The organism is Dyella sp. AD56 (assembly GCF_002878475.1).
Taxonomy (GTDB): domain Bacteria; phylum Pseudomonadota; class Gammaproteobacteria; order Xanthomonadales; family Rhodanobacteraceae; genus Dyella.
In genome coordinates, this window is record NZ_NRDP01000001.1 from 298145 (window position 1) to 310288 (window position 12144).

The following is a 12144-nucleotide window of genomic DNA, read 5'->3' on the forward strand; positions in this document are numbered from 1 at the left end:
TACGTCGATATGGCTAGCGTGCTGGCGCGCGAGTCACACCGTCAGCTGGCAGAGATCGCCCAGGTGATAAAGGCTGCGTTGATTGCCGTGAATACCAGCGAGACGAGGAAGATCGCATCGGCGATGCGTTCCAGTCGATGGTTGCGCCCCATGCTGCGTGTACGCAGTGCCCAGTACGACAACAGGCAGGATGCCAGGTAGAGCATGGAATTGACGGCGAGCAGGTCGTCGCCCAGCAAGTCTTCCTTGCGTAGCGAAATCACCACGCGAAGGATGCCGATCACCGTCAGGCACACACCGACCATGGCGGCCGAGGCGGTGAAGATGTGCACGCAGATATCGTGGTCCAGGCGTGCGCGGGCGGTGTCGGCGGTGTCTCCGGAGGGGGTGTTCATGATGGCGTGGCCTGTGTCGGATGCCTGGAAACAAGGAGCCCCAGCGTGGGGTGCCGGTTCCGGTCGAAGCTTCGTGCGTTCATATCCGGCTCACTCACCGGGCCCCACCCACCAGTGCTGCACGCGCTCGGCCACGGCCACCACCGCAAGCGCGCAGGCGATACCCAGCGCCACCTCACCTACGCGAGTGAGCGCGATCAGCCAGAACGAACCGGTGTGCGGCACCAGCATGATGATGGTGGTGGTGCTGGCGCTCAGCCGTGCCGCGCTGCCCACGCCCAGCAGCCAGCAGGCCCCGATAGCTGCCACGATGCCGACCACATAGGCGCCGTAGTGCTCGCCCAGCAGCAAGACCGCGCCAAAGCCTGCCACGCTGCCCACCAAAGCACCGATGATCTGGTCACGCGAGGACGAGCGTGTGTCCAGGTAGTTCTGTTGTGTGACCGCGATGGCGGTCAATGCAGCCCAGAACGCCTGCTGGGTATGCAGCAGCAGGCCAAGACCATACGCGGCGCTGGCGGCCAGCAAGGCCAGCAGCGCGAACCACGCACCCTGCATCAAGCGATGCGTCCACGGCAAATGGCGATAGACGAACGCCATGCCCTGCTGCACGTCGAACAGTTGCCGGAGGTTGTCGCGTAGCGATGGCTTGTCGCTCATGGTCGTTCGCCGTCGATGGTTACAACGGTGTCAGGTTGGCATACGCGTAGACCAACCACTTGCTACCGTTGCTGGAGAAGTTCACCTGGATGCGCATATGTGCACCGCTGCCCTCCGCGCTCACCACAGTGCCTTCGCCGAAGCTCGGGTGGCTCACGCGCTGGCCGAGCTTCAACGGCATGCTCTCCTCCAGCGAGATGGAGCCGCCGCTCGGGCGGCCGCCATACAGCGGCCGGCTCACCTGCACGCGCGGGCGTACTTCATCGATCAGCTCGGGCGGAATCTCGGCAAGGAACCGTGAGGGCCGCGCCAGCATTTCCACACCATGCATGCGGCGCGATTCGGCGCAGGTGATGAACAGGCGTTCGCGTGCACGGGTGATGCCGACATAGGCGAGGCGGCGCTCTTCTTCAAGGCGCCCCTCGTCTTCGACGGAGCGCTGGCTGGGGAACAGGCCTTCCTCCATGCCGACGAGGAACACGACAGGAAACTCCAGGCCCTTGGCCGAATGCAGCGTCATCAACTGCACGCAGTCGTCCCAGGCTTCGCCCTGGCCTTCGCCGGCTTCCAGCGCCGCGTGCGAGAGAAACGCAGCGAGTTCGCTCAGGCCTGCTTCCTCGTCATCCGGTGTCAGCTCGAAACGGCTGGCCACGTTGACGAGTTCGTCCAGGTTTTCCACACGCGATTCGGCGTTGCCGCGACTGTCCTTTTCGTAGAAGTCGCGCAGGCCAGTGTGCGTGATGGCGTGGTCGATCTGTTCGGCGAGCGCGAGCGCGTCGCCCGTGCCTGTGCCGGCAAAGGCGCGGGCCATCTCCTCGATCATGGTGAGGAAGGCCTTCACCGCATTCTTTGCACGGCCGGCCAGTTCCTTGCCGCCGCTCAATTCGCTCAGGGCAGCGTCCCACATCGAACTGTTTTCGGTGCGCGCGCGACGGCGTAGCACGTCCAGCGTGCGATCGCCGATGCCACGCGGCGGCGTGTTTACCGCGCGCTCGAAGGCGGCATCGTCGTGACGGTTGGAGGACAGGCGCAGATAGGCAAGCGAATCCTTGATTTCCGCGCGATCGAAGAAGCGCTGGCCGCCGTACACGCGGAAGCGGATGTCCCGCTGCATCAGCTGTTCTTCGAAGTTGCGCGATTGTGCGTTGGAGCGGTACAGGATGGCGCAGTCGCGCGCTTGGCCGTGCTCGGCCACGTATTCGCGGATGCGCTCCACCACGAAGCGCGCTTCGTCCTGCTCGTTGTAAGCGGAGTAAAGCGCGATGCGCTCGCCTTCGCCGCCGTCTGTCCACAACTGCTTGCCGAGGCGGCCGCCGTTGCGGGCGATCACACTGTTGGCGGCCTTGAGGATGGTGGAAGTGGAGCGGTAATTCTGTTCGAGCTTGATGGTTTTCGCGCCGGGGAAGTCGCGCAGGAACTGCTGCACGTTCTCCACCTTCGCACCGCGCCAGCCATAGATGGCCTGGTCATCGTCGCCCACCACGAATACCTGGCCGGTCTGGCCGGCGAGCACACGGATCCACGCGTACTGCAGCGTGTTGGTGTCCTGGAATTCATCGATCAACAGGTAACGCCAACGGTCGCGGTAGTGTTCGAGAACGGCCGGGTTGTTCAGCCACAACTCGTGCGCGCGTAGCAGCAGCTCCGCGAAGTCGACCAGTCCGGCGCGGCGGCAGGCTTCTTCATACGCCTGGTAGATCTGCACCATCGTGCGCGTCATCGGATGATCGCGATGCTCGATGGTGTCCGCGCGCTTGCCTTCGTCCTTCCACTGGTTGATCTGCCAGGTAGCCTGACGCGGTGGGAAGCGCGCTTCATCCAGTCCCAGGCCGGCGATCACGCGCTTGATGATGCGTTGCTGGTCATCCGCATCGAGGATCTGGAAGCCTTCCGGCAGGCCTGCCTCGCGCCAGTGGCGGCGCAATAGGCGGTGCGCGATGCCGTGGAAGGTGCCTACGGTGAGTCCTTGCGTGCCGCCGGGAATCAACTGATCCAGGCGCGCGCGCATTTCACCGGCGGCCTTGTTGGTAAAGGTGACGGAGAGAATCGCCCACGGCGATATGCCTTCCACCTGCGTGAGCCAGCCGATGCGGTGGGTGAGCACGCGCGTCTTGCCAGAGCCTGCGCCAGCGAGCACAAGGTAATGGCCGGGCGGGGCGCAGACGGCTTCGCGCTGCGCGTCGTTGAGCTTGTCGATCAGGTGGGAGACATCCATCCTGCCTATTGTAGCGGGCGAGGCCGGATCGGTCCCGAATGGCACCTATCCGCCGGGAGGCGCGGGCCGCGTCAGTAGCTGGGATCGAAACTCAGCAGGTGCCACGAGGCGATGAAAGCGATCGCGCCGAGGCAGGCCAGCAACAGCATCGTGCTGCTGATCCTGCGCCACCACACCTTGCCCTGCCATGCGCGCCATGTCTCCATGGCTGCGGGCACGGTACCGAGCACGGCCAGTGAGCCGACCAGGAAAAGCAAAGCCAGGCGCATCTCGAGATGCGGCATGCCCAGTCGCGGCAGGATGAGACACCAACCGCCAGCGAACAGCAGGTAGAGCAGGGCGGTGAGGCGACTGAGGCGATACCACCGCACATCCTGCTCCGGTGGCGCTAGCGAGGCGTGGCGGCGACCCAGCCACGCCATGACCGGCCAAGACAATCCGATTAGGGCAAATATCGTGACAAGTAGTGACACCATGCTCGCAACGCGGTGGGGAGAGGCGCCGGTGGCTGGCAGATAGACTTCCGTGGGCGACAGCACATCCGTGGAAACCATGCGTACCTTGCCGTCGCCAACGATGGCGGCAAGCCTGCGGCCCGAGCCGTCGTCAACCCACTGGTACGGCTTCACCTCGCGCCAGTGGGCTGCGCCGAACATGGGCGCGAGGAGCGAGCCATCTGCAGCCACGCTGATCTCGCCTTGGTGAAACAGGTCGCGTAGCGCAAGCACATTGCTCTGCGACGTGATGCTGGAGGTGTAGCGGCCCGTGAGTTGTGCAGCGTGCTGCTTGTCCGTGCCGAGCGTTGGTTGTTTCAGCTGTGGCAATGGCGGGAAGTAGCGATCGGAGAAACGTTCGATCAAGGGACGCAGCAACGGCTTCGCGTCGCCACCGGCCGTCGCAATGAAGATGCCGGAGTGGTGTTCGGGGATCAGCGCAAGCAGACTGTGGGAGTTATCGAAATCACCAGCGTGGCCGAGCATGGCAGGCTCTCCCGAAGATACTTGAGCCCAACCGAGGGCCATGCCAGGCAGGCCGGGAATGGTTGTCTTTCGATATCCCAGCATTTGCTGCACAGTCGCCTGTTCGAGCAGTTGAGCATTGCCAGCACGTCCGTACTGCAGGTAGGCAGTCATTAGCCGTGCCATGTCCTCGGCACTGATGGCAAGCCCGAGCGCGGGTGTTGGAATGATCAACTTGGTTGCGGATACCGGCCAACCAGCGACATCGGCTTCAGTCGACTTACCGGCCCACAATGCCCTTGATTGGCGAAACGTTGTGCGGTGCAGTCCCATAGGCTCGAAGATATGCCGCTCGGCATATTCGTCGAAACGCTGCCCCGACGCCCGCTGCACGATGTATCCCGCAAGCCCCATCCCATAGGTGGAATACGCAGGTACATCACCAGCCGGATAGATCCTCGCAGGCACTCGTTGCCCGCGCTGAATTCCCATCTCGTCCCTGTCGACGAGCTTCGCGTCAGTGATGTAGAGATCCTTGGTCACGTCCTCAAAACCGGGCGTGTACGTCAGCAGATCACGCAGCGTGACCGGCTTTCCGTCCCGCGGCGGAATGGTGAAATCGAGATAGCGGTTGACGTCGGCATCGAGCTCAAGCTTGTGCTGCTCGACCAGCTGCATGACAGCCGTCGACGTCACTACGCTGGACATCGCGCCGACGCGAAACATCGTGGTGGCAGGGTCGATCGCTTTCTTCTCGTCTGGGTCAGCGTAGCCGTAACCCTTCGAAAAGAGGATCTGGCCATCCCGCACCACGACGACTACCGCCCCAGTCACCGAGCCCTTCTGCATCACGCCGCTCATCTCGGCATCAAGCCAGGGCTGCACGTCGCTGGCGCTGAGATCCGTCGCGCCCAGTGGGGTGACGGCGGCGTGCTTGGCCTCGGGCAGCGGTGTGATCTGGATGGTCGCCTGCGCCCACAGCATGGCCGGAAGCAGTGCCAGCAACAGCGCCATGGCACATCTGCGCCATGAGAGCCTGCTCATCAAGGCAGATGCGATGGCGAGCATGGGGGACTCCTGGGTGTGGTGCGGGGGCGAGCGGCAAGTATGCCGCGCCGCCCGTGGCTCGGCGTCTGCGTCGCGTCAACGCGCGTCAGCCGGCTTTCAGCCTGGCATGTCGTTTCAGGCGCGTTTCATCTTGGCCATGACGTCGGCCAGTTCCCGCACGGCGGCTTCTGACGTTTCGCGGTGTGGCGTGATATCCGCATTGTTGAAATTGCCGGTATCACCGATCACTTGCACCATGATGCCGTCGCTGCGTGGCACCACGCTGATGTCTTGTGCACGCAGGCCGTAGGTGATTTCGGGCTGAGGAATCAGCCGCGCCGTCTGCCCCCGCACGGGAATCATTGATTCATCGTTGAACAGTGCACGGGCGCCATAACCCGTGGCATTGACCAGCGTGTGTTCGGGTAGTTGCTGCAACTGTTCGGGGTGTTCGAACTCGCGGATCTCGATTTTGCCGCCGGCCGCCTGGTATTCGTTCATCAGGTAGCTGGCATAGCTGCTGATGTTGAACATCAGCGTCGTGTAACGGCGCACATAGGGTTCCGGGAACGGATGGTTACCTGGCGACAGCTCGACCGGGCGGGGCGTGAGGTCGCGTACACGGTCTCCGAACTCGCCGTACTCGGGCTCGTCCGGTACGTCGCCATGGAACTTGCCGAACGGCGCGTCGGACAACGAGTAGCCATCGATCCATTCGACCGGCTTGCCCGGTAGGCCGAGCAGGCTCTGGTATCGCGCATAGGAAATGCGCGTCATCATTTCCCAACGATCCGCCAACGCGGGCGCATGCGTGGCATCGCAGATGCGCGAATCGGGCGTCCACAAACCGGAGGCGCGCATGGAGAACACATCCGGCGGCAAGGCCTTGGCGTAAATACGCACCGATAGGCCCGCGCGCTGCGCCAGCAGGGCGGTGGTCAGGCCGATGGCGCCACAACCGATCACGCCGAGTTCCTTCGTGCCCGTGGCCTGCACCATCTGCAAGGCGAGCGTGCCCGAGCCCCACGACAGCGACCAGCCACTGCCACCGTGGCCGTAGTTGTGCACCACGGTTTTCTTGCCCAGTTTCTGCGTTTCGATGCGCGGACCTTCCGCGCGATAGGGCCGTGTGCACACGTAGATGCCGGTGATGCGATCCGTGCTGGCGCGGATCAGCGGCAGCGAAAAAGTGCCACCTGTCGTCGTGGGCCGGGATTCCACCCGCGGTCCCGCACAGGCGGCGAGCCCCGCGGTGGATGCGACAGCAAGCGTCGTACCGGCCTGGCGCAGGAAATGGCGTCGTTCCATGGTTCGGTGTCCCGGGGCGGGGAAGAATGTCGCAAGCCTACACGCTCGTCATTCCGGCGGACCCCGAAAAGGGACAGGGGCCGGAATGACGGTCGAGAACATCAGCCCTTCTTGAGGAAACCCGCCAGCGCCAGCAGCGCACCTACCGCGACACCGGCGATGCCCGCCCATTGCGGAAAGGCCTTGTCGCGCGTGGCGGTGACCTTGGCCGAACCGATCTGCACGAGCGTGTCCGTGGTCTGGTAGCTGCCGTGGCCGGCCAATACCCAGATACCGCCGGCCAGAAGGGCGAGGCCCAGAAGGATCAGCACTGCACGCATGGAAAGCTCCTACGAATCGGGATACCGATCATAGGAGCACGAGGCAGAGGGAAAAGTCGACGGCGGCATCACGCGGGATATCCGCCGCCGTCGAGGGAGGTAAGCGAATATTCAGTCGACCTTGGCGAACAGCGCACCGTGGCCCGGCAGGCTGATGCCGTCGGCGGTGGCCGCGCCCTGGCTGAGCCCGTGGCCATTGACCGCGCTGAGCTTGCCCACGGCTAGCGGCAATTCCACCGGCTGCTTCGACAGGTTGAACGCTGCGAGCAGCGTGTCGTCGCCGTGCTTGCGGGTGAAGGCGAGCACTGGTTCGGGCGTGTCGATGAACTGGATGTCACCCCAGCGCAACGCGGGCTGGGTCTTGCGCCAGGCCATGAACTGGCGGAAGCCGTTCAAGGCCGATTGCGGCGCGGCGTCCTGCAGGGTCACGGCAAGCGCGCGATGCTCGGCGGGCACCGGCAGCCACGGCTCGCCGACGCTGAAGCCGGCGTTGACGCCGCTGTCCCAGGGTATGGGCGTGCGGCAGCCATCGCGGCCCTTGAAGGTCGGCCAGAAGGTGATGCCATACGGATCCTGCAGCGACTCGAACGGCACGTGAGCTTCAGTAAGGCCCAGTTCCTCGCCCTGATACACGCAAACCGAGCCGCGCAGCGAGCACACCATGGCGCTCAGCAGGTTCGCCAGCTTGGGCGAGGCGTCGCCATTGCCCCAGCGCGTGAGCACGCGTGATACGTCATGGTTGGAGATGGCCCAGCACGGCCAGCCTTCCAGCATCTGTGCCTCGAGGTTCCTCACCGTGCCGCGGATGTAGTCCGCGCTGAAATCGTCGGTGAGCAACTCGAAGCTGTAGCCCATGTGCAGGCGGCCGTTGCACGTGTACTCGGCGGTGGTGGCGAGAGAGTCTTCCGAGGAGATCTCGCCGATCGCGGCGACATCCTCGTACTGATCCATCAGCGCGCGCAGTTCCTCGAGGAACGCGATGTTCTCTGGCTGCGTGTTGTTGTAGTAGTGGTACTGGAAGGCGTACGGGTTGTCCGGACTGAAGCCGCGGCCGACGCGCTTTTCCTCGGGCTTTGGCGGGTTGTCGCGCAGCTCGCGGTCGTGGAAGCAGAAGTTGATCGCGTCCAATCGCAGGCCGTTGACGCCCTTGTCCAGCCAGTACTTCACCTCTCCGAGCACCGCGTTGCGCACCTCGGGGTTGTGATAGTTGAGGTCCGGCTGCGAGGTCAGAAAGTTGTGCAGGTAGTACTGGCCGCGGCGCGGTTCCCACTGCCAGGCGCAGCCGCCGAACAGCGAAAGCCAGTTATTGGGCGGCGTGCCGTCGTCCTTCGCATCGGCCCACACGTACCAGTCGGCCTTGGGGTTGTCGCGGCTTTCGCGGCTCTGCTTGAACCAGGCGTGCTCCGCCGAGGTGTGGCTGAGCACCTGGTCGATCATCACCTTCAGGCCCAGCGCATGCGCCTTGGCCAGCAGGCGGTCGAAGTCGTCGTTGGTGCCGAACAGCGGGTCGACTTCGCGGTAGTCGGCGATGTCGTAGCCGAAGTCGGCCATGGGCGAGCGGAAGAAGGGCGAGATCCAGATCGCGTCCACGCCAAGGCTCGCGACATAGTCGAGCTTGTCGACGATGCCGGGCAGGTCACCGACGCCATCGCCGTTGGTGTCCATGAAGCTGCGTGGATAGATCTGATAGGTGACGGCTCCGCGCCACCAAGGTGCCTGACTCATTCGCGTTTCCCGTTCCCACCCAATAGCGAGCGCCGCATGCAGGACGACAGGTCCGAACAGAGCGCGGGGGCAGCTTAAAGGCAGAGTGCGAAGCGGAGGCTTCGTTTGCATACGTATTCAAAAAACCGGGATATTGCGATGCAGCAGGCTCGTTTCCTGCAAGAAAATCTTGTGGCAGGCGATGCGTGTGCGTGCGGGGAAAACCGCTGAGCTATCGCACTTTCAGTGCACGGCAGTGCCCGTAAGCGGATATCGGTCGCGGGATGGCGTGCGACGCGCTGCCATTAGAATTTTGTCAAAGGTGCACAAAAAAACCGGGCCATGAATACGTATGCATAGGCCTCTTTGCCTTTTCTTGCAGCCCTACCATGGCCGCCACGCGACGGGGCCCTCCGGATGTTTCTCGGCTTGCACTGGCGCGTAGCCCGCGGCGGTCTGTGGGGACTGCCGCGGCAACTACAAAACCAAAGATGAAGTGCAAACCCGTGGGAGGGGAAGACGGTGGAACTGAAACGTAATGTGCTGGCCCTGGCGCTGGCGTCCGGCCTTTGTTTGACGGCAAGTATTCATGCGGCGCCGACGGATACGGGCGCGAACGCGACCGGTACTGCCGCCGCTCCTGCCACCGCCCCTGCTACGCAGGACACCTCTGCGCAGCAGAGCGACCCGAACGCCAAGAAAGACGATAAGTCGAAAGAGACACAGGACCAGCAACTGGCCAAGAGCCTGGGCGCCATCACGGTGACGGGCTACAACCAGAGCATGGAAAAGTCGATCGACTACCAGCGCTACTCGAACACCATCACCAACGTCATCACCTCGGCCGACATCGGCGGCCTGCCGGACCAGTCCATCGCCGACGCGCTGACCCGTTTGCCGGGCATTTCCGCGGAACGCATTGCCGGCCAGGCGTCGCAGATCAACATCCGCGGCCTCTCGGGTAACTTCATCCAGACCACGCTCGATGGTCGCGAGCAGCCGTCCACCAGCGGCAGCAACTACATTCAGTTCGACCAGTACCCGTCCGAGCTGATCAACATGGCGACGGTGTACAAGTCCTCGCAGGCTTCGCTGGTCACCGGCGGCGTGGGCGGCACCATCGCGATGGAAACGGCGAACCCGCTGGAAGCGCCGAAGGAGCAGAACCTCGCCATCGATGCGCGCGGCAGCTACGACGGCCAGGCGCATGATGTGGCCGGCGCCAACGCGCTGGGCTACCGCCTGAGTGCGGCCTACCAGGGCAAGTTCCTCGACAACACGCTGGGCGTGGGCCTGGGCGTGGCGCAGATGTACCAGCCGCACGTGGCGGAGCAGTTCGTGGGCGAAGCCTCGGACGGTTCGAAGTACTCGATCAACTCGCAGCCGGGTGCGGCGACGGGCTACCTGCCACAAGGTATTCAGTTGCAGCAGAACGGCGGTGAAGAGCGCCGCACCGGCGAGATCGCCACCATCGTGTGGAAGCCCACCGACGAACTGCAGCTCACCGGTGACGCGTTCTACTCCAAGTTCAAGAACGAGTCGTTCGGCTACGGCTTCCGCTCGCAGAACTTCTACGGCAACAACACGCAGATCACCAACCCGTCGTGGAGCTCGCTCGGCACGCTGGTCGGCGGCACGGTGTCCAGCAACCCGACCACCGGCACCGATCCGCGCACGAATGGCTCGTACGGTAATCAGTTCTCCAACGAGACCACGGCGGACAACTACACCACCAACACCAGCATCTTCTCCGGTGGCCTGAACCTGAAGTGGAACCACGGCAACTGGCACGTCGACGCCGACCTCTCGCTGTCGCGCGCGTCGAGCAATGAGATCAACGTCGACACCACGGCCGATCCGTACTCCGGTCTGGGCACGGCGAATCCACAGTTGATGGCGCAGTCCATGAACTACCAGCTGCGCGGCGGCCAGATCGGTTCGGCGCAGTTCGGTAACCCGGGTCTGTACACCAACGTCAACGACATGGGCTTGTCGCGTTACGGCGTGTATCCGTACATCTACCACGACAAGATGAAAGCCTTCCGCACCAGCGTGAAGTACGACCTGCCCAACAGCTCGTGGCTGTCGGCGATCGAAGCTGGCGTGTACATGAACAACCACACGTACAACGCCGATCGCGAGGCCTACGTGTACGGTTCGGAGTGGAACACCTCGCCGGTGGCGGGCGAGCCGCCGCTAAGCATCCCGGCCAGCGATGCCAAGGTCACCTGCTGGAAGGGCAAGTTCTCCGGCTTCCCGTGCTTCCTGACGCTCAATGGTCCGGCCATCCTCGCCTCGCACGGCATCACCGCCAACCCGGTGAAGGACATCAACGCCAATAGCTGGACGTACATCCAGAGCGGCCAGGTGGACGAGAAGACGCGCGACATCTTCCTGATGGGCGATATCGACGCGCAGAACGTGTTCGGCCACGAGCTGACCGGCAACTTCGGCATCCGCGTGTCGCACCAGTCGCAGTACAGCACGGGCCTGCAGCAGGTGGGCAACAACGCCGGCATTCCGATCACCGACGGCAACGGCTATACCAGCTACAACTACGCGCCGCTCACGGTCGGCAAGACGTACACCGACTACCTGCCGTCGCTCAACCTGATCTACCACCTCACCGACGACGACTTGATGCGCTTCTCGGCCTCCAGGGTGCTGTCGCGTCCGCCGATCGACAAGATGCTGGCGGGTTCGGGTTCGTGGGTGTCGAATGGACAGTACAACGTGTGGGGCGGCACCAGCCCGCTGCTCGACCCGCTGCGTGCATCGCAATATGACCTCGATTACGAACACTACTTCGACGATTCGTCGGGCTTGGTCACGGCAGGCGTGTTCTTCAAGGACGTGAAGTCGTTCGTGCAGGACGTCACCCTGAACAACTTCGATTTCGCTGCAGCCGGCATTACGGTGCCGACTGACCCGACCACCGGCAAGCCGTACCTCAACGGTGAGTACCAGACGGCATACAACGCTAATGGTGGCTTGGTGAAGGGTCTGGAACTGTCTGGTTCGAAGACCAAGTTCCTGCCCGGCATCTGGGCTGGCCTGGGTGTGCAGGCGAACTTTGCGCTGACCGACAGCACCGTGCGCAACCCGACCAACCTGGGTGGACCGACCACCTACGTCGGCCTGCCGGGTCTGTCCAAGCGTGTGGCCAGCGCGGCGCTGTTCTACGACTACGGTCCGTTCTCGGCGCGTCTGTCGGGCAACTACCGCTCGTCGTTCCTGTCCGACACGCAGGTTGCCGTTACCAACCAGCTCGTGACGTTCGCGGCCGAGACGGTGTACGACTTCCAGGCATCGTACGACATCACCAACCAGTTCAAGGTGGTGTATCAGATGCTCAACCTGACCAACCAGCCGACCCGGACGTACTTCGGCGGCAACCCGCAGCAGACCGGTACGATCCAGTACTTCGGACGCACCAGCTACCTCGGCGTGCAGTTCAAGTTGTAAGCCACGATCGCGCCGGCTCCCGCAAGGGGCCGGCGCGATGCTTTTGGGTGCTGCCAGCGCAGCATTTACAC

8 protein-coding genes are annotated in these 12144 nt (G+C 63.5%); 1 reads left to right on the top strand and 7 read right to left on the bottom strand.

Going from position 1 to position 12144, the window contains the following annotated elements; genetic code table 11:
- Positions 1-41 precede the first annotated feature (41 nt).
- From DyAD56_RS01340 to DyAD56_RS01370, 7 genes are all read right to left on the bottom strand, one after another.
- Positions 42-395: a hypothetical protein gene (locus tag DyAD56_RS01340; RefSeq protein ID WP_102300930.1), complete on the bottom strand. Its 354-nt coding sequence runs from the start codon at positions 393-395 to the stop codon at positions 42-44.
- Between the two features lie 90 nt (positions 396-485).
- Positions 486-1055 (bottom strand): FUSC family protein, encoded by a 570-nt coding sequence (locus DyAD56_RS01345; protein ID WP_102300931.1) that lies wholly within the window; start codon positions 1053-1055, stop codon positions 486-488.
- Positions 1056-1074: 19 nt separating this feature from the next.
- Positions 1075-3270, bottom strand: coding sequence for a DNA helicase II (uvrD, locus tag DyAD56_RS01350; RefSeq protein WP_102300932.1), 2196 nt, complete (start codon positions 3268-3270; stop codon positions 1075-1077).
- Between the two features lie 71 nt (positions 3271-3341).
- A complete protein-coding gene (locus DyAD56_RS01355) occupies positions 3342-5297 on the bottom strand; it encodes a serine hydrolase domain-containing protein (RefSeq protein WP_102300933.1) in 1956 nt (651 codons plus the stop codon).
- Between the two features lie 114 nt (positions 5298-5411).
- Positions 5412-6584 (bottom strand): FAD-dependent oxidoreductase, encoded by a 1173-nt coding sequence (locus DyAD56_RS01360; protein ID WP_102300934.1) that lies wholly within the window; start codon positions 6582-6584, stop codon positions 5412-5414.
- 101 nt (positions 6585-6685) lie between these two features.
- Positions 6686-6904 (bottom strand): hypothetical protein, encoded by a 219-nt coding sequence (locus DyAD56_RS01365; protein ID WP_102300935.1) that lies wholly within the window; start codon positions 6902-6904, stop codon positions 6686-6688.
- 111 nt (positions 6905-7015) lie between these two features.
- Positions 7016-8629 (bottom strand): alpha-glucosidase family protein, encoded by a 1614-nt coding sequence (locus tag DyAD56_RS01370; protein WP_102300936.1) that lies wholly within the window; start codon positions 8627-8629, stop codon positions 7016-7018.
- Positions 8630-9130: 501 nt separating this feature from the next.
- On the opposite strand from DyAD56_RS01370, the gene DyAD56_RS01375 reads away from it, so the two are divergent.
- Entirely contained in the window at positions 9131-12073 is a 2943-nt protein-coding gene (locus tag DyAD56_RS01375; protein WP_146010410.1) for a TonB-dependent receptor, read from the top strand.
- Positions 12074-12144: the final 71 nt, after the last annotated feature.

What these genes read in the sequence shown, in the direction of transcription:
- DyAD56_RS01345 (WP_102300931.1), bottom strand. Translation starts at nt 1,055, where the DNA reads ATGAGCGACAAGCCATCGCTACGCGACAACCTCCGGCAACTGTTCGAC.
- uvrD (WP_102300932.1), bottom strand. Translation starts at nt 3,270, where the DNA reads ATGGATGTCTCCCACCTGATCGACAAGCTCAACGACGCGCAGCGCGAA.
- DyAD56_RS01370 (WP_102300936.1), bottom strand. Translation starts at nt 8,629, where the DNA reads ATGAGTCAGGCACCTTGGTGGCGCGGAGCCGTCACCTATCAGATCTAT.
- DyAD56_RS01365 (WP_102300935.1), bottom strand. Translation starts at nt 6,904, where the DNA reads ATGCGTGCAGTGCTGATCCTTCTGGGCCTCGCCCTTCTGGCCGGCGGT.
- DyAD56_RS01355 (WP_102300933.1), bottom strand. Translation starts at nt 5,297, where the DNA reads ATGCTCGCCATCGCATCTGCCTTGATGAGCAGGCTCTCATGGCGCAGA.
- DyAD56_RS01360 (WP_102300934.1), bottom strand. Translation starts at nt 6,584, where the DNA reads ATGGAACGACGCCATTTCCTGCGCCAGGCCGGTACGACGCTTGCTGTC.
- DyAD56_RS01340 (WP_102300930.1), bottom strand. Translation starts at nt 395, where the DNA reads ATGAACACCCCCTCCGGAGACACCGCCGACACCGCCCGCGCACGCCTG.